Origin of the sequence: Herbaspirillum hiltneri N3, assembly GCF_001267925.1 — a bacterium.
GTDB lineage: Bacteria > Pseudomonadota > Gammaproteobacteria > Burkholderiales > Burkholderiaceae_D > Herbaspirillum > Herbaspirillum hiltneri.
In genome coordinates this window covers 1,675,323-1,701,195 of sequence record NZ_CP011409.1, presented here as the reverse complement: position 1 = coordinate 1,701,195, position 25,873 = coordinate 1,675,323, and the positions used below count along the sequence as shown (strand labels likewise).

Genomic DNA, 25,873 nt, shown 5'->3' with positions numbered 1-25,873 from the left:
GCTCTCGCGGGCGCTTCTCTCCGGTACCGTCCCGCCTGTTTTCGATTCTGTCCGCCGAAAATAGTGCCGGAAATAATACCGGGGAATTTGCCCATCTCCCCGATTCAACGGGAGCGGCTCACATCAACGCCACCGCATCGGCGCCGGCCGCCAGCCGCATCGGTGTAGCCGGATCGGTGGCCGCGAGCCACACTGCTTCCGCCACATCGCCGGCTCCGGTCACCGGTGCAGGCTCTCCCCATTCGGCGAAGATGCGTTGCGCCAGGTCGGTGTAGCTTTCGTGGATACCGGCCTGCATGCGCGGCCGCGCGTTCTCGCCGAAGCGGGTGGACGGCGCCCGTCCCGGCAACACCAGGCTCACGCGCACATTGAATTGCTTCAGCTCCAGCGCCAGCGATTCGGTGAAGGCATTGACCGCCGCCTTGCTCGCCGTGTACACCGACAACAGCGGCAGCGGCTTGAGCGTGACGCTCGATGTGACGTTGACGATCACGCCTGCCATGCGCCGGCGGAATTGCGGCAGCACCGCCTGGATCATTGCCATGGTGCCGAAAGTGTTGGTGTCGAAAATCTCGCGCACGCTATCCATCGGCAGGCCTTCCAGCGCGCCCAACAAACCGATGCCGGCATTGTTGACCAGCACGTCGATCGTCCCGGCGGCCTCGACGGCGCGCCGTATGCTGTCCGCATCGGTGACGTCGAGCGCGAGAATGCGCAGGCGCTCCGAACGCGGCAGCAGATCTTCGCGCGGGGTGCGCATGGTGGCGATGATGTTCCAGTCGCGGTCGAGAAAATATTGGGCCGTCTCCAGCCCGAAGCCGGAAGAACAGCCTGTGATCAATACGGTTTTCATGGGAATCCTTGAGAGATGGGTGAACACGGACTTTAGCGCGCCGCCTCCGGACTCGCTACAATAAGAAGTCCACTTTTCATTCGTAATCGTCCATCAACACATCCACCCATGACCGACCCACTCACCCAGATTGTTGCGTTGCTGCAGCCCCAGGCCTCGCTGTCGAAAGTCGTCAGCGCCGCCGGACGCTGGCGCGTGCAGCGCTCGGAAGCGGGCCGGCCGTTTTATTGCGTGGTCCTGGAAGGCGCCTGCCGCCTGGATGCAGAGGGCCACGATCCCCTGCTTCTTGAGGCGGGCGATTTCGTGCTGATTCCGGCCATCCATGAATTCATGACGTCCAGCCTGGCGCCCAGCACGCCGGATGATCTGGTGACGATGCCGGTCAAGCTGCCCAACGGCGAGTTCCGGCTCGGCCTTGCCGACGCGCCGGCTGAGGTGCGCATGCTGCTGGGCCATTGCACCTTCGGTTCACCGGACGCGGCGTTGCTGGTGTCGCTACTGCCGCGGCTGGTGCACATCCGCGGCGACCGCCGCTTGGCGACCCTGGTGCAACTGGTTGCGGAAGAATCGCTGGGCGCGCGACCGGCGCGTGAAGTCGTCCTGAGCCGCTTGCTGGAAGTTTTGCTGATCGAAGCCTTGCGCTCGACCGCAGGAACCGATGCCCCGCCCGGCCTGTTGCGCGGCCTGTCCGACGAACGCCTGGCGGTCGCGATCCGATGCATGCACGACAATCCGACCCGGCCCTGGACGGTGGCGCAACTGGCGAAGGAAGCGGCCCTGTCGCGCTCTGCGTTTTTTGAACGCTTCAGCAACGCGGTCGGCGCCGCACCGATGGAATACTTGCTGGCATGGCGCATGGCGCTGGCCAAGAACCTGCTGCGCACTAGCAAAAACGGCGTCGCCGAAGTCGCGGAACTGGTCGGCTACAGTTCCGCCAGCGCATTCAGCGTCGCTTTCAGCCGCCACGTCGGATTGTCGCCCACGCGCTATGCGCGGGAGCATGAGGAACTGGAAAATACCTGATGCCGCTAACGTCCGCCATTGACCAATTTCTGCCGGCCGGCGACGTGACTTTCCTGGCCTTGCTTCGGCAGCACGTTGTGCTACCGTTATTGCATTGATGAACAAAACGGCCGGTCTGTGAGGCGCAGAGCTTCACTCCTTGATCTTCCGATCAGATATCAATTCAAATGGAGAGAATCAACATGACACGAGTGAGAGTTGACAGCTTCACGATCTCGATAGATGGATATGCAGCGGGGCCGAATCAGGATATCGACCATCCGCTCGGTGTTGGCGGAGAGCTCTTGCATCAGTGGCTCATCCCGACACGGACCTTCCAGCAGATCCGCGGTGCAGGGGATGGCACGACCGGTGTCGACGATGAGTTTGCCGCACGCGGATTCAGGAACGTCGGCGCATGGATTCTGGGAAGGAACATGTTCGGACCGGTTCGAGGCCCTTGGCCGAATGGGGACTGGAAAGGCTGGTGGGGCGACAACCCGCCGTATCACGTTCCGGTCTTCGTATTGACCCATCACGCGCGCCCGTCCATCGAAATGGAAGGCGGCACGACGTTTCACTTCGTCACGGGTGGCATTCACGAAGCGCTGAGCCGGGCGCGTGAAGCCGCGAACGGCATGGACGTGCGCATTGGCGGAGGAGCCGGGGTGATCCGGCAGTACCTTCAAGAGGCTCTTATTGATGAACTCCATATCGCGATCTCGCCGATCCTGTTGGGCCAGGGCGAGCGGTTGTTCGAGGGGACGGATCTGCGCGCTGCGGGATATGAATGCATCGAATTCGTCGGATCGGAAAAGGCGACGCATGTCGTGCTCCGGCGCAGCCCGGCAAAGGACATCTGAGAAATCAATGCACTACGCTCCAATGACAAAGCCTGCATGCGCAGGCTTTGTCGGATCTTTTTGATCTCCAGTCAATATTGCCGGCCGGCCATGCCGCGCACTTACGCCATGGAGTCGTCGTAGCTGCCGCTGTCACTGCTGTCGTCAAGATCAATGTTGCTCAGATCTGCAAGATCACTGCTGGACGCAGCTTCACTGCCGCTATCGTCGCGGTCCTGAGCACGCCCCTTGTCGGTGTTGTCGCCGTAGTAGTTGTTGACGGTGGTGTTCTCGACGTTTTCCACCGGCGCGCTCAATCCATTCTGATGCGCCAGCCCGGCTCCGTTGCCGCCATTCATCAGATGCTCGATTCCCTGATACAGGAAAGCGCCCCCCGCCACGCCGGCGGCGGTGGCAGCGACGGTACCCAGCATGCTGCCCATGCCGCCGCCAAAGAATCCCGAGGACGGCGCCGGAGCCGGCTGCGCCTGGTATTGCGGAGGTGCCTGAACGGGCGCAGGTGGAGCTGCATTACCTGCCGCATACGCAGGAGCTGGGTCCGCACGCCAGGCGCCCGCCGGCGCATTGCCCCAGGCATTGCCGTCGAGAAAACTGCGCGCCGGAGCCGCGCTGGATTGCAAGGCCTGCACTTGACTTTGTAACGACGCGATCTGCACCTTGGACGTGGCGAGTGCCTGATCCATCAACAGCGCGCGTTGTACCAGCAAATAAGCGGCATCCGGCTGCCGGGCGACGGCAGTGGCGATCATCGCGTCAGCTTGGGCATCCTTGGCGATGCCGCGCACCTGCGTCAGTTGATCGAGAAAATCTTGAAGCGTTTGCGTTTCTTGAGGACTCATGATGCCTGGACTCCCGATCTGTGTAATGCACAACAATAGATGACAATATTGACCGTCTTCCGACGTTCGGGTGCCAATTATGCGCGGGATATCGTCCTGCATATGTGACCGCAATTGCAAAGTCGGAAACAGCTTGTAACTTGATGATAGCCATGGTCGGAAGCGACCACCCTGCGATGCCCTCCCCGGATGACATTCACGCATCCGATTACAATATCTTCATCTATCAACGCCACCTGACGACAGGTGCATGCCATGAGGTATTGCCATGAGGTATTTCCATGAATAATGCTCTGAAAATTGATTTCGTCTCCGACGTTGTCTGCCCCTGGTGCGCGATCGGGCTGGCGGGTCTCAATACCGCACTCGAACGCCTCGGCCCGGAGACGCACGTCGACTTCACCGTCCATCCGTTCGAGCTCAACCCCGGCATGCCCGCCGCCGGGCAAGCGCAACTGGAGCACATCACTGAAAAATACGGCATCAGCGCCGACCAGGCGCGCGCCAACCGGGAACAGATCCGGACCAGGGCGGCTTCTGTCGGTTTCACGATGAACCGCGGTGACGACAGCCGCGTCTACAACACCTTCGACGCGCATCGTCTGCTTGCCTGGGCGAAGGAAAAAAACAGGCAAGCAGAGCTCAAGCTGGTGCTGCTCAAGGCTTATTTCACCGATGGGAAAAACATCGCAGACAGGAAAGTGCTGGCGGAACTTGCCACGCAAGCCGGCCTGGATGGCGTCGAAGCAAGCGAAGTACTGGGATCGGATCGGTTTGCCCGGGAAGTGAAGGAAGAAGAAGCGCTGTGGGCCCAGCGCGGCATCAACAGCGTACCGGCTGTCATCGTGAATGATCGCTATCTGATCTCGGGTGGCCAGCCACCGGAAGTATTTGAAGAACAGCTTCGGGCGATCCTGGCGAACGGCGAGCGAGAGTGACGGTTGCAGGAAGTGTGCTGAATGCGACACACAACAGCCGGATGCATGTGCAAGAAAAACAGAACTGATATATGATGATCATCATGCATTCGAAATCAGCCAAAACTGCAAGCAGGAAGCGCAAGGAGATCTCACACGATCGCATCGTGGAGGTGGCCGCGCGCGCTATCCGTCGGAGCGGCTATGCGGGCACTGGCCTGGCTGACATCATGAAGGAAGCCGGTTTGACGCACGGCGGGTTCTACGCGCACTTCAAGTCGCGCGACGCCTTGCTGGCCGAGGCCTGGAATCGCGCCGGGGCCGAATCAGCTGCTCTGGCGGCTCGGGTGACCTCCGCTGCGCCGCCTGGGCAGGCGATCCAGGCAATAATGCAGGCGTATTTGTCGCCCGAGCATATCAGCGCCATTGAGACCGGCTGTCCGGTGTCGGCGCTGGCCTCGGAAATGCCGCGCCAGTCTCCCGAAGTACGACGCGCCGCGACCGCCCATATCAAGGAGATGATCGATTTGATCGCCCGCCAGCTACCGGACTGGGGGCAGCCGCAGGTGCACCAGCAGGCAATGGCTCTGCTATCAGCCTTGATCGGCACCACAGTGATCGCGCGGGCAGTCGATGACCCGGCGCTCTCCGAGGCGCTACGCGCAGCCACGATGAAACAATTTACTCCCGCTACCGATTGAGTTTTCGGTCATTTTTTTAATCTAAAATATGATGATCATCATATTTAAATCTCTGTTCACTGGTTAACAGGGTCAGCAGTCCCACTTCTCTTTTTAAGGATCTACGATGTCCACATCTACTCGCAAAATTGCCGTGATCACCGGCGCCTCCTCGGGAATCGGCGCAGTCTACGCCGACCGCTTCGCCAGACGCGGCTATGACCTGGTATTGGTGGCCCGGCGCGCCGATAGGCTGCAGTCTCTGGCGGCGACGATTTCTGCGGCGCACGGCGTCAGCGTCGAGACGCTGGTAGCCGATCTGGCCACGGATGACGGCCAAGCCAGTGTGGCGCAAGTCCTGGCGACGAATCCGGCAGTAAGTGTCTTGGTGAACAACGCCGGCATCGCGCGGCTCGCGCCCATCGGCGGCAGCGCCTTGCAAGATTCTCTGTCGCAGATCGCGCTGAACATCACCGCGATGACGCGCTTGACGCACGCAGTTTTGCCGGGGCTGAAAGCGCGCAACGAAGGCTTGATTATTAATATCTCCTCCGCGCTGGCACTGCATTCTTTACCCATCAGCGCGGTGTACAGCGGCACAAAAGCATTTGTCCTGAGCTTCAGCCGCGGTCTGCAGCAAGAGCTGGCCGACTCAGCGGTCAAGGTCCAGGTCGTCCTCCCGGCAGCGACAGCTACCGAGGTCTGGGACCAATCCGGCGTACCACTCTCCGCGCTGAATCCCGATACCGTGATGCCGACAGAAGCGATGGTCGATGCCGCCATGACGGCGCTGGACCAGGGCGAAAGCATCACGTTGCCCGCCGTGGCTGACGCAGGTGCAATCGAGCGTTTCGAGTCGGCGCGCGCTGCGCTCTTTGCGGATACGCAAACCGGCAAGGTCGCACCGCGACTGCTACCCGCCTGATCTGCAGTCATATCGAAGACCCAGAGCCGGCAAGGACCGCTCTAATCACGCGCGGCGCGTGGATATGAAGCCCGCCTGCGCACATACAAAGAAAAAGAGAAACGATGAAAGCACTCGTCCTGAAAAGCTACGGTGGACTCGACAAGGTCGAGTTCGCCGACATTTCGCGGCCGGCAATCAATCCAGACGAAATCCTCGTCCAGGTACTCGCCGCCGGGCTGAATCCGATCGATTACATGATTCCGAAGGGCATGTTCAAGCCCATCATGCCGTTGCAACTGCCACATACAGTGGGTAGCGATCTGGCTGGCATCGTAGTGGAAACGGGCAGCCGTGTGACCCGCTTCAAGGTGGGCGACGCGGTATTCGCCAGCATCTTTGACCTTCCGGGCGGCAGCCTCGCCGAATTCGCATCCGTGCCTGAATACGCAGCCGCGCTCAAGCCTGCCAACCTGGACTTCGTACAGGCGGCCTCGATCCCGATGGTCGGCCTCACCTCGTGGCAGGCGTTGCATGAGCGCATGCAACTCAGGCCTGGACAAAAGGTGTTCATCCCGGCAGGTTCTGGTGGCATCGGCACTTTCGCAATCCAACTGGCAAAGCATTTGGGCGCGACGGTGGGAACCACGACCAGCAGCGTCAATGTGGACCTGGTGCGCAGCCTCGGTGCGGACGTGGTGGTGGACTACAAAAAGCAGCACGTGGAACAAGTGCTGCAAGGCTACGATGCCGTGTTGGGCACAATCAGGGGCGATGCGCTGGAAAAGTCGCTGGCGATTCTACAACCCGGCAGCAAGGTAGTGTCGCTGATTGGGCCTCCGGACGCCGCCTTCGCCCGTGCGCGCGGGATGAATTTCTTCATGAAAATCGTGTTCGGTCTGCTGAGCGCCAAGATCATTCGCCGCGCGAAAAAGCACGACGCCAGCTATTCCTTCCTGTTTCTCCGCCCCGATGGCCGCCAGCTTGCCCAGATCGGCGACTTGCTCGCGACCGGAGGAATCCGGCCAGTGATCGACAAGGTGTTTGCGTTTGATCAAGCCAAGGATGGCCTTGCGTATCTTGAACAGGGGCGTGCCAAGGGCAAGGTGGTAGTGCAGATGAAGCAATAGCGCAGCATACGATTCAAGCATCCTCGTGATTGCGTACAACGCCACGGTGTTTCGGTGTTTCGGTGTTTCAGATGAATGTAAAAGGAAAAATAATGACAGCATCAAAAGTTGTATTGGTGACCGGCGTCTCATCCGGTATCGGCCGGGTGACCGCCGAGCAATTCGCGCGACGGGGAAACTAGGTATTCGGCACCGTCCGCAATCTGTCCACGGCGGCGCCGTTGCCTGGCGTTACCCTGGTCGAAATGGATGTCCGCGACAACGACTCGGTGCGCCATGCCATTGCCGGGATCGTCGGCCGCACCGGACGCATCGATGTACTCGTCAACAATGCCGGAGTGAATATGCTCGGCGCAGTGGAAGAGACGAACGTTGTCGAAGCGATGACTCTGTTCGAGACCAATGTCTTCGGCATCATGCGCACCGCACAGGTATTGCCGCATATGCGGGAACAGCGCTCGGGAAGAATCGTGAACGTGAGTTCAGTGCTTGGTTTCCTTCCCGCTCCCTACATGGGCCTCTATTCGGCGTCGAAACACGCGATCGAAGGGTTGTCGGAAACACTGGATCATGAAGTACGGCAGTTTGGCGTTCGCGTCACGCTGGTGGAACCGGCATACACGAGAACCAGTCTGGATAGCAATTCGCCACAAGCCAAGTCCACTCTTGCCGCCTACGACCGTGAGCGCGGCGCTGTTGCCGCTGCGGTCGCTCGAGCTACCAATGAAGCTCCCGAGCCCGATGCGGTTGCTACGACAATCGTTGATGCCGCGCTGGGCAATTGGCGCATGCGCGTCACGCCGGCAGGCCAGGCATCTTTATTGAGCATATTGCGCAGATTCATGCCCGCAGGTCTCGTGGACGCCAGCCTGAGAAAACAATTCGGGCTCGGCTGAGAGCTTGGCTGAGAGCGTGGCTGAAAATCAGGACAACTTTGTGAAATTCGGAAACTGGGTCGGTGTGGCCAAACACCTGTCACCTGCACGCCAAAGAAATGTGGCGACGTCATCCGTAAAAACGCCGGGCGGTTCCTCCGAGCACACCCTGACTTGGCAAAAGGCAGAGCTTTTCAGTGCATGCTCGGACTACCTTCAGAAGCCCCCGGTTCAACGCGCTTCGATTAAACGCTGCAAGGCAGAATCCTGCACCGAAAGAACGTCAAACAACCCCAGCGCTCTCAATGCCGGCAAAGCCTCGACGATGTCATGTTCGGCGGCCAGGCGCTGCGCAGATCCGGTTGCCGGGTCGCTCCAGACTTTGGCGTTAGCAAGAAAAGCTCCCACGGTGCCTTTGCGGATGGTGGCGCCATTGGAGAATTGAAGATGATTCTGATCATCAGGCAATAGGTCTTCGGCTCGCATGGAAATTCCTTTGAAGTGATGGAGATCCCATTGTAGGATCGACAAATTGACTCATGTGCCTCATTGAGGCCTAAAAATACTCAATTGGAGCCACGAAATTCCCTCCCCCCTCATCACGCCGGCGCGCGCGTCGTCAGACTCCCCTCTATTGGTGGCGGTCGCTGAACAGTCGGGAGCCCAACGAATAACTGCCCCGCACTATCACTCGCGCGGACAGTTGCTCGGCGCCACCCGAGGATTGCTGTCGGTGGACACGAACTCCAGCCGATGGGTGGTGCCGGCGACACAGGCCGTGTGGATACCTCCGGGCGTTATCCATGGACTCCGTTCACACGGGCCTTTTGAAGGTTGGAGCGTCTATGTTTCCGCTGCGTCTTGCACCGATTTGCCTGACAGACCGCGCATGATGACGACCTCCGGCCTTCTCCGCGAGGCGGTTGCTCGGGCCGCCTCCTGGGAAGGCGATACTCTGAACGAGGCACAGTCCAGATTGGCTGGCGTAATTCTTGATGAAATCCGCACCCTGCCCGAGGAATTTCTTGGCCTGCCGATGCCGCAAGACGCCCGCCTGCTGAAAATCGCTCGTGCGCTGTCAGACAGGCCTGATGATGAACGCCGAATGGAGGAATGGGCGATGTGGGCAGGCATTGCCCCTCGTACCCTGACGCGGCGCTTCGTGGCAGAGACCGGCTTCAGCTTTACCGAATGGCGCCAGCGCGTGCGCTTGTTAAAATCGCTGGAGATGCTCGCTGCCGGGAAATCCGTAACGACAATCGCCCTCGATCTGGGTTACGGCAACGTAAGCGCCTTCATCGCCTTGTTTCGCCGCACCTTCGGAGCGACTCCTGGGCGCTATGAATCCTTGCTGCATTAGGTTTCAATGTTCATGTGGGGGTCCGCAATCGGCCAAAAGCGGATGTGCGAAAATTGCCCAAATTAATCGGGCTGTTGACAGACTTATTACCCCCTGTGATCATGTTCTCTACAACAATATTAAAAGGAACAATTTGATGCGCAAACTTTTTCTCTTCTCTTTTATTCTTTGCCTGTCATTCTCAAACTTGGCAAAGGCGGAGCAAAATCTAGGTTCTCGTTTTTTCTCTCAAAATATAAACACCGGAACGGTGCAAGTGGTATTTACACAAGCAGCTAATGTGAATGGAGCAACGATTCGCACCGCAGCGCTTTACTCGACAAACAATGCCGAAGTCGCGTTACAGGCAAACTATCCAGATGGAACAAATCGAGTGATATTCCGCATCCTCGCCGGCCCAGGGGCTCAGAATACATTCGGGAATATCCCGGATTCCATCCACATTCCTACGGGTGTAGGTCTCTCTGTGATCGGAAATTTCGGCGGCGGGACAGTCGCCGGTGCGGCATCAATCACATATGATTTGTTCTCAAACTAATTCCAGTCCGACGTGGCGGTTCATAGCCAAGAAGTTCGTTCGCTGATTGAACCGTTGCCCGTTTTCGGACAGTAATGGACATTCGATTCAAACAAAAAACCCCGCAATTGCGGGGCTTTTTATTGGGTTCTTCTACTCTGATATTTTCTCACTCGTCGTCTCATCATTCTGACTGTCGAAGCATGATTACGAATCAGATGGACGGGCTCTTTGGGGGATAGCCACGACCTCAATGTCTTATCCGCACTGGATATGTCCGTTGCTATTGGATTGGCTGTCATCATCGTGATTTCGCTGGGGGCGTTACTTGTAAATGACTTCATTTATGCTCGTCAAAAGAAAGATTGGCGAGATTTTTGGTCGAAAGACATGCTTGAATATTTTTATCAACCCACCGTTACAGAGACGTGGCGAATTGCACGTGGAAGGATGATGTTGTTTCTCGTCACTTTTTTCGCCACATGGTTGATAGGAATATTTTGTGTATTTTTGCGGACCAATTAGTGGAGGTCCGCAACCGGCCAGCGGCGGTCATGCGGCTAATCATCATTCGTAAGGAGATGCAGTGGCAACCAGTAATAAGCACCAGCCAGCTCCGGGCCATAAGGCGGTGTATCTTAACGGCCGTCTTGTTGGAGAGGTACGAGAAGGACATGACCATACAGAGGATGCGGAGCTTGCCCGGCAATTGATGATAGAAAAGGGGCTTTATAAGAAAGTCTCTGTCGAACAGGCGATGTTCAATCAGGCTATGGCATTTGCTGCCACCTCTTCCATGCTGTACTACCAGAAGCTTGCGCACCTACCCAGAGATGGGCAGGCAATCACCCCATGGGTAGTTAATACAGCCTTTTCCATTGAGGTATATTTAAAAACGGTAGGACGCTTGTTTGGGGTGAATACCCGTGGGCATAAATTGCTTCGAATCTTTGAGCAGCTTCCTGACGAGGCCAAGAGTCTGATTCTGAAAGCAGTAGGACCAGCCGCTACCTTCTGGAAGGTTGAAGAAACGGTCGACGTAGTCCGAACATTGAGCGTCCTCAATGATGCTTTTGTTCAATGGCGCTACCACTATGAAGTCGGTGACTTGAATGAGATTTTTATAATGCCTGCCATTGTGGTGGCCACAGCGTTGCACGAAGTCTGCCGGGAAGAGCTAAAGGGGCGAGAGTGAGGATGACCGCTTCCGGCCAGAAACGGACGTTCCGACTAGGCGGTCTTCACATGGGAACAGCAAATATTTCCCGGAGAAAAATGTGATTTTTGGGGAGGTTAGATGGATATCTCAAGAACGATAATCGTCGGAAACTCGGGCTCCGGAAAGAGTTGGCTGGCAGAGCACTTGGCGAAAAAATATGGTGGCGCCTACGTAGATTTGGATTCGATTCATTGGCTGGGAAGCGGATATAACCAAGCGAGAGAACGAAGCCAGGCAGTTGAACTGGCTAAAGCAGCTGCTTCACAAGAGAGATGGGTCATTGAGGGTATCTATGGATGGCTGGTTCGTGAAATCGTGACGAGCGCTACGGCGTTAATATGGCTGCGCTTGAGCGAGAAGGAATGTCTGGACAATATCCAGTGCCGAGGTCGACGTGGAAATGCCAGCGAACAGTCATTCGCCGACTTGCTTGAATGGGCGAACACTTATCGCGTTCGGACAGGTTCAAGTTCCTTCAATGCTCATCAGCGTATTTTTGATGACTTTTCCGGCTCCAAGCTGAGTCTTCAAACCAGGGGCGAAATAGTTGCGCTGGTCAATTCTTAGTGCTGGTCCGCCGTCCACAAGCAGATATTTCACGCATAGATAAAACCAGGAAAAGACCTGCGAGGACGAGATACCAAAAACCTGCCGAGCGGTTCTACTAGCAAGATGAGCAAAGACCCTATCATCCAGAGTCCTGAATTGTTGCGCCGACTCCTTCGCGCAAAGGATTGCATGGATGCCGCATCCCACGAAGACTGGCCCGTCACGCGACTGGCAAGTGTGAGCCACGTCTCCGAGGCGCATTTCGCGCGGTCATTCAAAGACGCATTTGGCACGCCGCCGCACCGTTATTTGCTCACCCGGCGCATTGAACGGGCGGCGGCATTGCTATGCGATAGTGAGCTCCCGATTACGGAAATCGCCTTTCAGACCGGTTGGCGGAGCCTTGGCACGTTCGGGCGAATTTTCCGGGAAATCACCGGTGAAAAACCCGGCACGGTACGCAGGCAGGCCCGGGCGGCGCTGCAGGGACTCGGCAGCATTCCCGCATGTATTGTCAGCGCGGCTCACCGTCCTGATCTCAAAACCTCAGTTTTGGAGAAGCGGCGTCTTTCGGCCGACGGTATAAAGGAGACCCAACCTAAAGGAGGCAAGACATGAGTGATGGTGTTCAGGTAGCAGGCGTGTACGTGCGAGATCAGGATGAGGCGCTCGCGTTTTATGTCGATAAGCTCGGTTTTCGCGTTCATACCGATGTAAAAAACGGCAACTATCGGTGGCTGACCGTGCAACATCCGGATCAACCGGCTTTTCAACTGGGACTGTTCACTCCCGGTCCGCCGATGCATGATGCCGCAACCGAGCAGACCTTGAAAGCGATGGTGGCCAAAGGGGCAATGCCTCCGCTGGTGCTGATCGTGCGGGATTGTCACGAGACCTGCGCAAAGATGAAAGAACGGGGCGTGGAGTTCACCCAAGAACCCATTGAGCGTTATGGGACAGTTGACGCCGGCTTTCGCGATCCGTCTGGAAACGGATGGAAGATGATTCAGGAGCGGCGCTGAGACGCTTGCATCCAATGAATCGTGTCCCGCAATCGATGGCGGCAAATTCATCCCCAGCATAAATTTGCAATTGGCATTGAACATTTTCCGGTGCAGCGCATTCATACCTGCTTTGCCCGGAACCCTTGGATGCCATTTATTGCTACGACAACAAATCTCTCAGTCCGAAGACGCATGCAGTCGCTGGTAGCGCTGATGCTGCTGTCCACTTCCGGCGCCGCGTCGCTGGCTCAGGCAGCCGATGCCGCCGGCTTGTGCGCCCCTGATCTGAAAGTTGACAAAGAAACGCTGGCCGCCCGTCTGCTTGCCGCCTATCCGGTCAGCACCGCTTACCTGGCTGTTGGAGAACATCCTGCACCGCTGTCGTCGTATCGGGCGTTGACGTCATGGCTGTTCAAGAAACGCGCCGCCGAGAAAACCGAAGGAGGCGCATGCAAAGGCGACGGTTGCAACGTCGATCACATCGCCGGCGATCTGCAGCAACTGCTCGACGGCAAGGACGCGCAATTCCGGCCGACGGGCGGCGCTGTTGCGGCTACGTTCTTCGATGCCGACAACCGGAGCAGCCTGGCCTGTGTACGAAGCGATGCGCAGCTCAGCCTGCCGTATGCGGCAGAAGCTGCCACCACGAACGCGGTGCCGGCTACCGTAGCTGCTGCCGGCGCGGCAGGACCTGCGACGGCGAGTACAGCAGCACAGCCTGAACCGGGCTGGATGGATCCGGTGCGTGTGCGCGGCAATCCAGATCAGTTGTCCATCGATCGCAGCAATCAGGCCGCGTATGCTTCCGTCGAGCGTGCGCACCTGACGCTGGCAAATGACGATGTGGCGCAGTCGCGCACGAATGACATCGTGGTCTTCGCCGGCTACTCCTTCGACAAGCGTCCGATGAACGGCAACGGCAGTACCTACGAGGCGGTGCCTTACGTCGGCTTCAAGCAGAACCGCGTGACCAATTACAACGGCGGCGCCATCACCGTGGACACCACCCGCACCGGCCAGGCCGGTGTGCTCTCGTCATTCCACTTCGCCCATCCGGGGTCGGCCAATACCGAAGACTTGACGGCGCGACCGGACTATCTTGTCAACAGCTCCGACGGCAGCCGCCTGCTCACCGTCAACTTTACCTACACGATGGTGCGGCCCGGCATCCTCAACGATTTCATCCGCTGGAACAATGGCCTTGCCTTCAAGCCCATTCTGATCGGCCAGAGCCGCAACGGCACGTATCTCAATCGCGGCGAAGCGGCGGTCTACGAACAGCACCAGGACTTCATCCGCCTGGGTGCACAGGCAGGCTTCACGCTGGCCTCGACCAATCCGAGGCTGCCATTCGACTTCACCACCACCTATACCGGTCTCAAGGCCCTGCAGGGCTCGCGCAGCATCCACTACTGGAAGGGCGCTCTGACTTATAACTTCAACCAGAACGTGGGATTGAGCCTGGATTATTCGGATGGATTGCTGCCGGACACGGGTGACGCCGAGCGTAAGTGGGGCTTGGGTATTGCGACCAAGTTCTGAGACGATGCCTCTGCGACGCCGGGGACTCTGATCCTCGCTGACGCAATATTCGTCGACGTGGGTACGCTGTTTATCGTTGCGCCGAATGCCGGCTTCATGTTCGAAGATGGCGGCGTTGAAATGAAAATGGAGCGGATCGATTGAGCGCCGGTCAGGGCGAAGGCGCCCCCAGTTCAAGTTTGCCTAGGATCAGCTTGAGCACTTTCAGCAACGCGGTCAGAAACGGTCATCGGCAGTGCAAGAAAGGCCCGAAAATAACCCGGATGTCCCCTAGGGCCCGAATAAGCCGCCCCCCTTGTAAACTGGTGCTGATGAGAGGAATCGAACCTCCGACCTACTGATTACGAATCAGTTGCTCTACCAACTGAGCTACATCAGCCCAGCGATATTTTAGCAAGATTCCGCTTTTGCCAGATGCGCCCGTGCACTGTCCCCGTCTCGCCAGGCATCGAGACTTCATGCTTTCTTTACATAAGCCCAAGCAGCATTGGTGTGCCGACGTTACAATCGCCATCGCACCATGTTGGTGCCTTGTTCGATTACTACTCTTCCCTCATGAATCATTCCGAAACGGCGCGCGGCATCGCTTTGTCGGTGACGGCGTCGCTGCTGTTCGCCCTTCTTTCCGCCTACACCAGCTGGTTGACGCCGCTGGATGGGCTCGACATCTTTGCCTGGCGCATCTTGTGGACGCTGCCACCGGCGCTGTTGCTGATCGTCTGGCGCAAGCACGGTGCGCAGTTGCGCGATGCCGTTCTTGCATTGCTGCGCAGTCCGCTGCAGGCGCTGCTGTTCGTGGCGATGACGGCGATGCTGGGCGTGCAGTTGTGGCTGTTCCTTTGGGCGCCGGTCAATGGCCGTGCGCTGGAGGTGTCGCTCGGCTATTTCCTGCTGCCGCTGGCGATGGTGCTGATCGGGCGCTTCTATTACCACGAGCGGCTCGACGGATGGCAGCGCATCGCCGTGGTGTGCGCGGTCATCGGCGTGCTGCACGAGCTGTGGATGACGCAGGCCTTCTCGTGGCCGACACTGCTCGTGGCGCTGGGTTATCCGCCCTACTTCATGATGCGGCGGCGCCTCAAGCTGGATTCGATGGTGATCTTCATCATGGAGATTTTCCTGCTGACGCCGGTGGCGCTGTACACGCTGGCGATCAGCCCGAATTTTGCGGGCGTATGGCAGCGGCCGGACATGTACCTGATGCTGCTGCCGGGCCTCGGCTTGCTCAGCACGGTGGCGCTGGACTGCTATCTGCGCGCCAGCCGGCTGCTGCCGATGGGCCTGTTCGGCATCCTCGGTTACGTCGAACCGGTATTGCTGGTGGTGGTGGCGATCATCCTGCTCGATGAGACGCTGAGCGCGGCGCAGTTGTGGACGTATATCCCGATCTGGATGTCGGTGGGGTTCACCGCCATCCACAGCGTGCGGCTGATGCAGCGCCGCTGATCCGGCCCGGCTCCGTCGTCGCTATTCTGACGCCGCCTTCAGCGCTACGCTGATAGGCGGCGTTGTCATATGGGCGCAGGATGATCGTTCTGCCGGTAGCGGTACGCACGCTGCCGGGACGATCATTCCACATGGAGAAATCATCATGGCCAATCCATCCTCATCCTCTTCCCCCCTATGCGTCGCCATCCTCGCCACCGATGGCTTTGAACAAGCCGAGCTGCTGGAACCGAAGAAGGCGCTCGAAGCCGCCGGCGTGCACGTCGACGTGATCTCCGCCAAGGACGGCATGCTGGAGGGTTTCAAGCACGTCGACAAGGGCGAACAGGTCAAGGTCGACAAGACCTTCGAGCAGGCACGCCAGGAAGACTACGCCGCCGTGCTGCTGCCGGGCGGCGTGGTCAATGGCGACGCCATGCGGCTGGTGCCGGAAGCGCGCAGGTTCGTGCAGCAAGCCGACGCCGCGCACAAACCCATCGCGGCGATCTGCCACGGCGGCTGGCTGCTGATCTCGGCCGGGCTGGCGAAGGATCGCACCGTGACCAGCTGGCCGAGTCTGCAGGACGACTTCAGGAACGCCGGCGGCAAATGGGTCGATCGCGAAGTGGTGCAGGATGACAACTTCATCACCTCGCGCAAGCCGGATGATATCCCGGCGTTCAACAAGACCTTGCTGGCGGCGTTGAAGAAGGCTGCGTAAGCCGTCCGAACTTGTGCGCAATGAAAAAGGGACTTGCCAGGCAAGTCCCTTTTCATTTCGTCGACCAGGAAAACCTGTTCCCCGTAAAACTTATTCCTTGTGATAGCTGGTGACGCGCTCGACTTCGTTCTTCGAACCGAGGAACACCGCGACGCGTTGATGCAGTTTCTCCGGCTGGATGTCGAGGATGCGCTGGTCGCCGTTGGTGGCGGCGCCGCCGGCCTGCTCGACAATGAAGGCCATCGGGTTGGCTTCGTACATCAGGCGCAGCTTGCCCGCCTTATCCGGTTCACGCGCATCGGCCGGGTACATGAACACGCCGCCGCGGTTGAGGATGCGATGCACATCGGCGACCATCGAGGCGATCCAGCGCATGTTGAAGTCCTTGCCGCGCGGACCGGTGGAGCCGGCCAGCACTTCGTCGACATAACGCTTGACCGGCGGATACCAGTGGCGCGCGTTGGAAGCGTTGATGGCGAATTCCTTGGTATCGGCGGGAATCTGCATGTCGCGCTGGGTCAGCACCCAGGCGCCCATTTCGCGGTCCAGCGTGAAGCAGTGCACACCGTCGCCGGTGGTCAACACCAGCACGGTTTGCGGGCCGTAGACGGCGTAACCGGCGGCGACTTGCTTGGTGCCCGGTTGCAGGAAGTCCTTTTCCGACGGGGTGGTCATGCCGTCCGGCGCTTTCAGCACCGAGAAGATGGTGCCGATGGAAACGTTGACGTCGATGTTGCTGGAACCGTCCAGCGGATCGAACATCAGCAGGTATTCGCCTTTTGGATAACGGTTGGGAATCGGATGGATGGTTTCCATTTCTTCCGACGCCATGCCGGCCAGGTGGCCGCCCCATTCATTGGCTTCGAGCAGGATCTCGTTGGAGATGACGTCCAGCTTCTTCTGTACTTCGCCCTGGACGTTTTCGCTGCCGGCGCTGCCCAGCACTTCACCAAGCGCGCCTTTGCCGACGGCGTGGCTGATGCTCTTGCAGGCGCGGCCGACGACTTCGATCAGCAGGCGCAGTTCGGACGGGATCTTGTTGTGCAGCCGCTGCTGCTCGATCAGGTGTTGGGTAAGGCTGATGCGTTTGGTCATGATGCTCTCTCTAAAAATGAATGCAGATTCATTGCGGCGCCGGTCGATGTCCTGACGGCGCCGCGTCCATTTATGTTTATTTATCGGCCAGCGACTTGGTGATCACCTCGGCGACGTCGCGCGACAGCTTGGGCGTGTCGGCGACCTGGCGCAAGGCGTTGCGCATTCTTTCCTGCAGTGCCGGCGAATATTTGCGCCAGCGGTCCAGGCTGCGCGCCAGGCGCGCGGCGACTTGCGGGTTGCTGCCATTGAGCGCGATGACTTGCTCGGCCCAGAAGGCGTAGCCGCTGCCGTCGAGTGCATGGAAGGCCGAAGGATTGCCGTTGCAGAAGCTGAAAATCAGGCTGCGCGCACGGTTCGGATTCTTCAGCGTGAAGGCGGGATGCCGAGCCAGCGTGCGCACGGTCTCGACGTCGGCAGTGCGCGCAGTCGCCTGCAGCGTGAACCACTTGTCGATGACCAGCGCTTCCTGTTCGAACTCGCTGTAGAAATCTTCCAGGGCCTTGCGCTTGCCGGTGGCACCGCTGTTGGCCAGGGCGGCGAGCGCAGCCAGGCGGTCGGTCATGTTGTTGGCGTTGTCGCATTGCTGCTGCGCCAGCGTGTGGGCCTGCTCGTCGTCGAGCTCGGCCAGGTAGGACAAGACCACGTTCTTGAGCGCGCGTTTGCCGGAGGAAGCTGCGTCGGGGCTGTAGGCGCCGCCGTGGTGATTGTCGCGATACGCCTTGAGCAGGTCGGCGCTAAGCTCTTTGGCCAGCGTGCGGCGCAGGAACTGGCGCGCGGCGTGGATGGCTTGCGGATCGATGACTTCCATCTGCTCCGCGATCATGGTTTCCGACGGCAGCGTCAGCACCAGTTCGCGGAACGCCGGGTCGAGCGAGGCGTCGTTGAGTGTGGCGCGCAAGGCGTCGGTCAGCGCACTGTCATGCTGCAAGCTGTTCAGCACGGAATCGACCGAGACCACGTGCCCCGACTGGCGCGCAGCCTGCACCGCGATGGTCAGGCTGAGCAGGCGGCGCGTGGCGAGGCGCTGGCCGGCTTCCCAGCGGTTGAACGGATCGCTGTCATGCGCCATCAGGAAGGCCAGTTCGGCGTCGCTGTAGTCATACTCCAGCGCCACCGGTGCGGAGAAGCCGCGCAGGATCGATGGCACCGGTTTCTCGGCGACGTTGGTGAAGGTGAAGCTTTGTTTTGCCTGGGTCAGTTCCAGCACGCGCGTGGTAGCTGCAGACTTGGCGGTCTTTTCGCCGGCCAGCGTCAGCGCCAGGTCGCGGCCCTTGCGGTCGAGCAGGCCGACGGCGACGGGGATGTGGAACGGCAGCTTTTTCTTTTGCCCGGGTGTCGGCGGGCAGGATTGTTCCAGCGTCAGTTCCAGCGTCTTCGCCTTGGCGTCGTAGCGCACCGAAGCGGCCACGCGCGGCGTGCCGGCCTGACTGTACCAGCGCTCGAACTGCTTGAGGTCGCGCTTGCCGGCATCGGCCATGGCGGCGCGGAAATCGTCGCAGGTCACGGCCTGGCCGTCGTGTCGCTGGAAGTACAGATCCATGCCCTTGCGGAAGCCGTCGCGGCCCAGCAGGGTCTGGTACATGCGCACGACTTCGGCGCCTTTTTCGTAGACGGTGACGGTGTAGAAATTGTTGATCTCGACGAAGGAGTCAGGACGCACCGGATGCGCCATCGGGCCGGCGTCTTCCGGGAACTGCGCCTGGCGCAGCACGCGCACGTCGTCGATGCGCTTGACCGCACGGCCGCTGTCGCTGCCGATCATGTCGGCCGAGAATTCCTGGTCGCGGAACACGGTCAGGCCTTCCTTCAGCGACAGCTGGAACCAGTCGCGGCAGGTGACGCGGTTGCCGGTCCAGTTGTGGAAGTATTCATGGCCGACCACGGCTTCGATGTTGGCGTAGTCGACATCGGTGGCGATGCGCGGATTGGCCAGCACGAACTTGGTGTTGAAGATGTTGAGACCCTTGTTCTCCATCGCGCCCATGTTGAAGTCGCCGACCGCGACGATCATGAAACGGTCCAGGTCGAGCTCCAGGCCGAAACGCTCTTCATCCCAACGGATGCTGTTCTTGAGCGAATCCATGGCGTGCTGGGTCTTGTCGAGGTTGCCTTCCTCCACCCACACCTGCAGCAGCACTTCGCGGCCGGATTGCAGCTTGTACTTTTCTTCCTGGCAGACCAGATTCCCGGCCACCAGCGCGAACAGGTAGGACGGTTTCTTGAACGGATCTTCCCACTTGGCGTAGTGCCGGCCGCCGGGCAAATCGCCCTCTTCGATCAGGTTGCCGTTGGACAGCAGCACCGGATATAGCTTCTTGTCGGCGCGCAGCATCACGGTGTACTTGCCCATGACGTCGGGACGATCGGGGAAGTAGGTGATCTTGCGGAAACCTTCGGCTTCGCACTGCGTGAAAAAATTGCCGTTGGACACGTACAGGCCCATGAGCGAGGTATTGCGCTGCGGCTGCGTAGTGGTTTCGATTTCCAGCGTGACCTTGGCGGGTGCACCGGCGATGCGCAGGATGCCGCCCTGGATGCGATAGTCGCGCGCGGTCAGGGTTTTGCCATTCAGACGCAGCTGCACCAGTTCGAGTTCTTCGCCGTAAAGTTCGATGTCGCGGCCGGCGGCCGCCGGATTGCGCTGCATCACGATGCGCGTCGCAACGCGCGTCAGCTCTGGTTCGAGGTCGAAACCCATCTCGACAGTGTCGACAAAATAGGTCGGTGCGGCATAGTCTTTACGGTAAATCGTCGGAGGCGTATCGGTGCGCATGGAGGAGATCCCGGGAAAGGTGCAATAGAATGCATTAGGAACAAAACACGATTTTACCAATCAACCGATTGGATAGGCAGAAAAGGGACAGATTAGGGGCCCAAACAGTTCCACCAATCGTCGCCCTGCCTCGTCATCACCGGAGAACTACCATGAAACGCTTGTCTGGCATCCTCTTCGCCGCAAGCAGCATCCTGCTCGCAGGCTGCGCTAGCACCATCACCAGCGACGTCACCGCCTTCCACGCCTGGCCCGCCGATCTGGCCGACAAGTCCTATGTCTTCACACCGACCAAGGACCAGAAGAGCAGTCTCGAATATCGCAATTACGAGCAGCTGGTGCGCGCCGAGCTGCAGCGCCTGGGCTTCACCGACACACCCGGGACCAGGGCGGCGCTCAAGGTGGCGTTCAGCTATGGCATGCAGGCCGGCACCGTGGTGGTGACCCAGCCGGTCTACGATCCGTTCTGGTACGGCCCGGGCTATCCGGGATGGCGCGGACGTCCGTTCGGCCCCTGGGGGCCTGGACCGTTCTACGATCCGTTCTGGGGACCGCCGATGCAGACCACCGCTTTCCCGGTATTCCAGCGCCGCCTGTACCTGAGCATCACGCGCGCCGACAACGACCGCAAACTGTATGAAGTCACGGTCGACAGCGAAGGCCGTGAAGCGACGCTGCCGATGGCCATGCCGTACATGGTGTACAGCGCGTTTTCGGAATTCCCCGGCCCCAGCGGCGTCTCCCGCCATGTGGTGCTGAAGCTGGACAAGCATGCACCCGCAGCGCCGACAGCTGCCACCGACAAACCCGCCGCGCCGGCGCAATAGCCTGTGCAACAACTGGCATCGGCAATAAAAATCCCGGTCTGCCGCGCGAGCAGGACCGGGATTTTTTCCGTCATCTTCCGGATCAGGAATACAGCGCTTCGCTGCCGAAGGTGATCGCCACGATCAGCAGCACCGCCAGGATCAGCACGATCAGCAGCCGCCCGAATTTGGGCGAACCGTCGGTGCCGGAAGGCTGCTCATCGGGATGGTTCATCGGGCTTTTGCCAAGATTCTTGCCGGGGTCAGGGGTAGCCAAGGTCGGTCCTCAAGGAATCAGGATGGTGGAACCGGTGGTCTTGCGGCCTTCCAGATCCGCGTGCGCCTGGCCGACGTCTTTGAGCGCATAACGCTGGTTGATGTCGACGTTGACCTTCTTGGCTTCGACCATGGCGAACAGGTCGTCGGCGGTGGCGTTGAGCGCCTCGCGCGTGGCAATGTAGTTGCCCAGCGACGGACGCGTCAGGAACAGCGAACCGCGCGAAGCCAGTTCGCTCACGCCGAACGGCGACACCGGACCGGATGCGTTGCCGAAGCTGACCATCATGCCGCGCGGCGAGAGGCAGTCGAGCGAGCCGATGAACGTGTCTTTGCCGATCGAATCGTAGACCACCGGCACGCCTTTGCCGCTGGTCAGTTCCTTGACGCGTTCGACAAAATTTTCGGTCTTGTAATTGATCACGTGGGTGCAGCCTGCCGCCTTCGCCAGCGCGGCTTTCTCATCGGTGCTGACGGTGCCGATCACGGTCACGCCCAGCGCCCTGGCCCATTGGCAAGCGATCAAGCCGATGCCGCCGGCGGCGGCATGCAGCAGCATGGTCTCGCCGGCCTTGAGCGGATAGGTCTGGCGCAGCAGGTATTGCACCGTCATGCCTTGCAGCATCATCGCGGCGGCGGTGTCGAAGCTGATCGAATCGGGCAGCTTGACCAGGATATCGGCGGGCATCACGCGCGCCTCGGCGTAAGCGCCGTTGGGACGACCGGCATAAGCCACGCGGTCGCCCACCTTGAAGTCGGAAACGCCGGCGCCGACGGCTTCGATGGTGCCGGCGCCCTCCTGACCCAGGCCGCTCGGCAACGGCTGCGGATACAGGCCGGTACGGAAATAGACGTCGATAAAATTCAAACCGACCGCGGCGTGGCGAATGCGTACTTCGCCGGGGCCGGGATCGGCGACGTCGACGTCGACATATTCCATGACTTCGGGTCCGCCGGTCTTGAACATCCTGATTGCTTTTGTCATTTCGGTCTCCTTGGGGCGCCATTCACCATTGGCAATTGATAAATCAAGTCTTTTTCCGCGACAGCAAATAAATGCCCGACAGCACCAGCGCGGTGCCGGTCAGCTGGATCGCCGTGATCGGTTCGTCCAGCAGCATGGCGCCGAGGAACAGCGTCGACACCGGCCCGACCAGCCCGGCCTGCGCCGCGCTCGGTGCGCCGATGCGCGACACCGCAACCATCGTCAGGCACACCGGCAGCACGGTGCAGAACACCGCATTGATCAGCGACAGCTGATACACCTGCACCGGCTGCACCAGCGCCGACACCGGACGCAGGATGAAGAACTGGATGATACAAGCCACCGACGACACGCACATCGCATAGGCGACCAGGCGCATGGCGCCGACCCGGCGCACCAGCTCGCCGGAAAAGATCAGGTAGAGCGCATAGCTGATCGCCGCGCCAAGCACCAGCACGCTGCCCAGCACGACGTTGTTGCCGCCGGTGTTGATGTCATGCTGCAGCACCAGCGCGGTGCCGAGATAGGACACCAGCAGCGCGCCCCATTCGATCAGGCCGACCTTGCGCTTGTAGAACGTGAAGGAAATCAGCAGCACGAAAGACGGCGTCAGGAACAGGATCAGCCGCTCCAGTCCGGCCGAGATGTATTGCAGGCCGAGAAAATCGAGGAAGCTCGACAGGTAATAGCCGATCAGGCCGAGGAAGACGATTTTGGCATAGTCGCGCGTGGCCAGCGGCGGCGAATTGCGCGCCTGCCAGAACGCCAGCACCGCGAACATCGGCAGCGAAAACATCATGCGCAGGCTGATCACCATCACCGCGTCGACGTGATAGCGGTACATCAGCTTGGCGACGATGGCCTTGGCGGAAAAGAAAATGGCGCCGATGACGGCGAGCAGCAAGCCGGCAAGATAAGCGCGGCGCGGGGAAATGGAGGGAGAAAGCGTGGTGGAAGACATCCCCTGATTGTAAACGCTCCGGCCCTCTTCTGCCCGGGGCACTCACCCTGCGGCTTCAGGCCGGCCGCGCCAGCTGCAGCGGCGCAATCAGCGCATCCAGTTCCGCCTGGCCGAATTTGGGCGTCACCGCGCCGTCGCTGCCGAGCACGCCTTCGGCCAGCACCGACTTGCGCTCCTGCAACTCGAGGATCCGTTCTTCGATGCTGCCTTCGATGATGAGCTTGTAGACCAGCACCGCCTGGTCCTGGCCGATGCGATGGGCGCGGGCGATGGCCTGCTCTTCGACGGCGGGATTCCACCATGGATCGGCCAAGATCACGGTGTCGGCCGCGGTCAGATTGAGGCCGATGCCGCCGGCCTTGAGGCTGACCAGCATGATGGGCACCTCCTTGCGCTGGAATTGCGCCACCACCTCCCCGCGCGCCGCCGACGGCGTCTTGCCCGTCAGCGACAGCCAAGGGAGTTCCAGCGCATCGAGTTCGGTCTCGATCAGCTCCAGCATTTCGGTGAACTGTGAAAACACCAGCACGCGCCGGCCTTCCGCCGCCAGCGACGGCAGCATGTCGCGCAGCATCTCGATCTTGGCGCGCTCGATGGTTTTAGGGGTCTTGCCGCTCTTGAGCAGGAACGGATCGCAGCAAACCTGGCGCAGCTTGAGCAGCGCATCCATGATGGTCACGTGCGAACCGGTGAACCCACGCCGCTCCAGCGCACGCCGCACCTGCTGGTCGGCGGCCGCGCGCACGCTTTCGTAGAGATCGCGCTGGCGGCCCTGCAATTGCAGCAGTTTTATCGCAACGGTTTTGGGCGGCAGTTCGGCGGCGACGTTTTCCTTGCGGCGGCGCAGGATGAACGGCCGCACCCGTTGCGCCAGCAATTGCGCACGCAAGGTTTCGCCGTTTTCTTCAATCGGCTTGCGCCACAGCCGCGCGAAGGTGGCCGCCTCGCCGAGGAAACCCGGCATCAGGAAATTGAATTGCGCCCACAACTCGCCGAGATGATTTTCCAGCGGCGTGCCGGTCATGCAGACGCGATGGCGCGCACGCAGGCGGCGCACCGCGCTGGCGCTGCGGGCGGCGGCGTTCTTGACGGTCTGTGCCTCATCGAGGATCAGCAGGTGGAATTGCTGGCGGGCGAGCACGTCGAGGTCGCGCCACACCAGCGGATACGTGGTCAGCACGATGTCGAATCCGGCCATGCGCGCAAAGTCGTCCTCACGCTGCGGCCCCTGCAAGGCCAGTACGCGCAAGTCCGGCGCCATGCGCCTGGCTTCGGCCTGCCAGTTGAACACCAGCGAGGTCGGCAACACCACCAGCGCCGGGCAATCGAGCCGGCCGGATTGTTTTTCGATCAGGATGTGCGCCAGCATCTGCGCGGTCTTGCCCAGGCCCATGTCGTCGGCGAGGATGCCTGCCAGATGATGGGCGCGCAGGTATTGCAGCCACGCGACCCCGTGCAGCTGATACGGCCGCAAGGTCACGCCGAGACCGGCCGGCGCGGCCACCGGCGGCGGCTCGCCGGCGGCGCGCAGGCGCAGCGCCAGTTCGCGCAGGCCGGCGTCGCTTTGCAAGTGGAAGGCGCTGCCGTAGGAGGCGCCGTCTTCGCCGAGACGGCGGCACATCTCATCGAGGCGGCCGGCGTCCCAGGCCGAAATGCGCAGCACGCCTTCCTTGCGGCGCACGTCGGTCAGCAGGTCGAGCATCGCCGACACGATCACCTTGAGCGGCGCCGCCAAGGCATCGACGCGTTTGCCGCCGGGCGCGCGCAATGAAATCAGAGAAATATCGTCGATGGCGGCGATCTTCTGCACGTCGGTCCAGCGCGCATCGCGTCGCAGCAGGTCGGCCAGCATCGGCGCGAGGTCGAAGAACTGGCCCTCGATTTCGACGCCCATGGTCAGCAGCCACCACGCGGCGCGGCCGGGTTCGCCAAAATCGCCAATGATCTTGGTGCGACCTTGTTGCAGCGTGCTCGCGACTTCCTTCCCGAGCACGGCGCCCGATTCGGGGCTGACGATGACGCGCCAGGCCTCGACCGGGACGCTTTCGTGGGCGAAGCCGGGACGCACGACGATGCTCCAGCCTTGCTGCTGCAACTCCGGGACGCGGTCGGCCCAGAAATCGCCGAAATTGTTTTCCAGCAGCAGCGACCATAACTGTGTGTGCGGCGTCGCCATGTCGTCCGCGCGCCATTGCAAGGCGTCCGTCGGCAGCGGCAGCAAACCCGCGGCCTGGACGGCTTCGAGCGCGTCGGCTTCGGCGTGCAGGTTGCGTCGCATGACGACTTGCTTGCCTTGCGCATTGAAGAGGAGTTGGGTAGCGGCCGCGCTCTGGTCCATCAGGCTGGCCGGCGCCGGGGTTTCCCAATGCAGGCCGGCGCCGGCCTGGTAGGTCCAGTCGACCTGCGCCACGGTGACGTTGCCGCCGCGCGGGCCGAACAGGCCGCCCGGACGCAAGCCGAGCACACCGTCGCCACGCGTGAAAGTCTGCAGCGTCAGGCGCGGGCGAAAACGGCCGAGCACTTCGCTTGCTTCAGAAGTGCCGGCGGCGGACTGCGCCTGCGGAAGCGCCATCG

The 25,873-nt window shown here is 60.3% G+C and carries 25 protein-coding genes, 1 tRNA gene and 2 pseudogenes; 17 read left to right on the top strand and 11 right to left on the bottom strand.

The window, feature by feature from the left end:
- Positions 1 to 118: 118 nt before the first annotated feature.
- Positions 119 to 853: an SDR family oxidoreductase gene (locus tag F506_RS07635; protein WP_053196307.1), complete on the bottom strand. Its 735-nt coding sequence runs from the start codon at positions 851 to 853 to the stop codon at positions 119 to 121.
- Positions 854 to 961: 108 nt separating this feature from the next.
- Between F506_RS07635 and F506_RS07630 the strand changes: the two genes are divergently transcribed.
- On the top strand, positions 962 to 1,876 hold the full coding sequence (locus tag F506_RS07630) for an AraC family transcriptional regulator (RefSeq protein WP_053196305.1): 915 nt from the start codon (positions 962 to 964) through the stop codon (positions 1,874 to 1,876).
- A 182-nt stretch (positions 1,877 to 2,058) separates the two neighbouring features.
- Positions 2,059 to 2,718, top strand: a complete 660-nt coding sequence (locus F506_RS07625; protein ID WP_053201362.1) for a dihydrofolate reductase family protein — start codon at positions 2,059 to 2,061, stop codon at positions 2,716 to 2,718.
- Positions 2,719 to 2,819: 101 nt separating this feature from the next.
- On the opposite strand, the gene F506_RS07620 is transcribed toward F506_RS07625, so the two are convergent.
- A complete protein-coding gene (locus F506_RS07620; RefSeq protein WP_053196303.1) occupies positions 2,820 to 3,557 on the bottom strand; it encodes a DUF2076 domain-containing protein in 738 nt (245 codons plus the stop codon).
- 281 nt (positions 3,558 to 3,838) lie between these two features.
- Between F506_RS07620 and F506_RS07615 the strand changes: the two genes are divergently transcribed.
- The 5 genes and pseudogenes from F506_RS07615 (at position 3,839) to F506_RS07595 (ending at position 8,084) form a co-directional block, all read left to right on the top strand.
- Entirely contained in the window at positions 3,839 to 4,495 is a 657-nt protein-coding gene (locus F506_RS07615) for a DsbA family oxidoreductase (protein ID WP_053196300.1), read from the top strand.
- 71 nt (positions 4,496 to 4,566) lie between these two features.
- Positions 4,567 to 5,175: a TetR/AcrR family transcriptional regulator gene (locus F506_RS07610; protein ID WP_053196298.1), complete on the top strand. Its 609-nt coding sequence runs from the start codon at positions 4,567 to 4,569 to the stop codon at positions 5,173 to 5,175.
- A 106-nt stretch (positions 5,176 to 5,281) separates the two neighbouring features.
- Positions 5,282 to 6,079, top strand: coding sequence for an SDR family NAD(P)-dependent oxidoreductase (locus tag F506_RS07605; RefSeq protein ID WP_053196296.1), 798 nt, complete (start codon positions 5,282 to 5,284; stop codon positions 6,077 to 6,079).
- Between the two features lie 104 nt (positions 6,080 to 6,183).
- Positions 6,184 to 7,188, top strand: a complete 1,005-nt coding sequence (locus F506_RS07600) for an NADP-dependent oxidoreductase (RefSeq protein ID WP_053196294.1) — start codon at positions 6,184 to 6,186, stop codon at positions 7,186 to 7,188.
- Between the two features lie 92 nt (positions 7,189 to 7,280).
- Positions 7,281 to 8,084, top strand: a pseudogene (locus F506_RS07595) (oxidoreductase).
- Positions 8,085 to 8,294: 210 nt separating this feature from the next.
- On the opposite strand, the gene F506_RS07590 reads toward F506_RS07595, so the two are convergent.
- A complete protein-coding gene (locus F506_RS07590) occupies positions 8,295 to 8,549 on the bottom strand; it encodes a hypothetical protein (protein ID WP_053196292.1) in 255 nt (84 codons plus the stop codon).
- A gap of 97 nt (positions 8,550 to 8,646) precedes the next feature.
- Between F506_RS07590 and F506_RS23840 the strand changes: the two genes are divergently transcribed.
- The 7 genes from F506_RS23840 to F506_RS07555 all read left to right on the top strand — a co-directional run bounded on the left by F506_RS23840 (position 8,647) and on the right by F506_RS07555 (position 14,254).
- Positions 8,647 to 9,423, top strand: a complete 777-nt coding sequence (locus tag F506_RS23840; RefSeq protein ID WP_083457657.1) for an AraC family transcriptional regulator — start codon at positions 8,647 to 8,649, stop codon at positions 9,421 to 9,423.
- Positions 9,424 to 9,559: 136 nt separating this feature from the next.
- Positions 9,560 to 9,961, top strand: a complete 402-nt coding sequence (locus tag F506_RS23040; RefSeq protein ID WP_144424011.1) for a hypothetical protein — start codon at positions 9,560 to 9,562, stop codon at positions 9,959 to 9,961.
- A gap of 565 nt (positions 9,962 to 10,526) precedes the next feature.
- Positions 10,527 to 11,135: a hypothetical protein gene (locus F506_RS07570; protein WP_144424010.1), complete on the top strand. Its 609-nt coding sequence runs from the start codon at positions 10,527 to 10,529 to the stop codon at positions 11,133 to 11,135.
- A gap of 102 nt (positions 11,136 to 11,237) precedes the next feature.
- Complete coding sequence (locus F506_RS22605) at positions 11,238 to 11,726, top strand: P-loop NTPase family protein (protein WP_083457654.1); 489 nt, start codon at positions 11,238 to 11,240, stop codon at positions 11,724 to 11,726.
- 105 nt (positions 11,727 to 11,831) lie between these two features.
- The gene (locus tag F506_RS07565) at positions 11,832 to 12,326 is read left to right on the top strand and encodes a helix-turn-helix transcriptional regulator (protein WP_053196284.1); all 495 of its coding nucleotides are present in this window, start codon (positions 11,832 to 11,834) and stop codon (positions 12,324 to 12,326) included.
- Positions 12,323 to 12,730 carry a VOC family protein gene (locus F506_RS07560; protein WP_053196281.1) on the top strand — a complete coding sequence of 136 codons (408 nt, stop codon included), beginning with the start codon at positions 12,323 to 12,325 and terminating at the stop codon, positions 12,728 to 12,730. Before F506_RS07565 ends, F506_RS07560 begins: the two co-directional genes overlap by 4 nt.
- Before the next feature lie 174 nt (positions 12,731 to 12,904).
- Positions 12,905 to 14,254, top strand: coding sequence for a hypothetical protein (locus F506_RS07555; RefSeq protein WP_200907718.1), 1,350 nt, complete (start codon positions 12,905 to 12,907; stop codon positions 14,252 to 14,254).
- Between the two features lie 42 nt (positions 14,255 to 14,296).
- Here the strand turns inward: F506_RS07555 and F506_RS23035 are convergent.
- Positions 14,297 to 14,431, bottom strand: a pseudogene (locus F506_RS23035) (DUF3297 family protein); the annotation flags it as partial.
- 126 nt (positions 14,432 to 14,557) lie between these two features.
- A tRNA-Thr gene (locus tag F506_RS07550) sits at positions 14,558 to 14,633 on the bottom strand.
- Positions 14,634 to 14,809: 176 nt separating this feature from the next.
- Between F506_RS07550 and rarD the strand changes: the two genes are divergently transcribed.
- Positions 14,810 to 15,700 carry an EamA family transporter RarD gene (gene rarD, locus F506_RS07545; RefSeq protein ID WP_053201356.1) on the top strand — a complete coding sequence of 297 codons (891 nt, stop codon included), beginning with the start codon at positions 14,810 to 14,812 and terminating at the stop codon, positions 15,698 to 15,700.
- A gap of 145 nt (positions 15,701 to 15,845) precedes the next feature.
- Complete coding sequence (locus tag F506_RS07540; RefSeq protein WP_053196279.1) at positions 15,846 to 16,400, top strand: type 1 glutamine amidotransferase domain-containing protein; 555 nt, start codon at positions 15,846 to 15,848, stop codon at positions 16,398 to 16,400.
- Between the two features lie 90 nt (positions 16,401 to 16,490).
- On the opposite strand, the gene F506_RS07535 is transcribed toward F506_RS07540, so the two are convergent.
- Positions 16,491 to 17,495, bottom strand: coding sequence for a class 1 fructose-bisphosphatase (locus F506_RS07535; RefSeq protein WP_053196277.1), 1,005 nt, complete (start codon positions 17,493 to 17,495; stop codon positions 16,491 to 16,493).
- Positions 17,496 to 17,571: 76 nt separating this feature from the next.
- Positions 17,572 to 20,271, bottom strand: coding sequence for an aminopeptidase N (gene pepN / locus F506_RS07530; protein ID WP_053196273.1), 2,700 nt, complete (start codon positions 20,269 to 20,271; stop codon positions 17,572 to 17,574).
- A gap of 152 nt (positions 20,272 to 20,423) precedes the next feature.
- Between pepN and F506_RS07525 the strand changes: the two genes are divergently transcribed.
- Positions 20,424 to 21,098, top strand: a complete 675-nt coding sequence (locus tag F506_RS07525) for a DUF4136 domain-containing protein (protein WP_053196271.1) — start codon at positions 20,424 to 20,426, stop codon at positions 21,096 to 21,098.
- 82 nt (positions 21,099 to 21,180) lie between these two features.
- Here F506_RS07525 and F506_RS23390 read toward each other — a convergent pair whose 3' ends face one another.
- Genes F506_RS23390 through F506_RS07510 form a run of 4 tightly spaced genes read right to left on the bottom strand, consistent with a single transcriptional unit; the run spans position 21,181 to position 25,871 of the window.
- On the bottom strand, positions 21,181 to 21,354 hold the full coding sequence (locus F506_RS23390; protein ID WP_158443119.1) for a hypothetical protein: 174 nt from the start codon (positions 21,352 to 21,354) through the stop codon (positions 21,181 to 21,183).
- Positions 21,355 to 21,363: 9 nt separating this feature from the next.
- Positions 21,364 to 22,338 (bottom strand): quinone oxidoreductase family protein, encoded by a 975-nt coding sequence (locus F506_RS07520; RefSeq protein WP_053196269.1) that lies wholly within the window; start codon positions 22,336 to 22,338, stop codon positions 21,364 to 21,366.
- 43 nt (positions 22,339 to 22,381) lie between these two features.
- The gene (locus F506_RS07515) at positions 22,382 to 23,299 is read right to left on the bottom strand and encodes a DMT family transporter (protein ID WP_053196267.1); all 918 of its coding nucleotides are present in this window, start codon (positions 23,297 to 23,299) and stop codon (positions 22,382 to 22,384) included.
- A gap of 55 nt (positions 23,300 to 23,354) precedes the next feature.
- Positions 23,355 to 25,871, bottom strand: coding sequence for a DEAD/DEAH box helicase (locus tag F506_RS07510; protein WP_053196264.1), 2,517 nt, complete (start codon positions 25,869 to 25,871; stop codon positions 23,355 to 23,357).
- Positions 25,872 to 25,873: the final 2 nt, after the last annotated feature.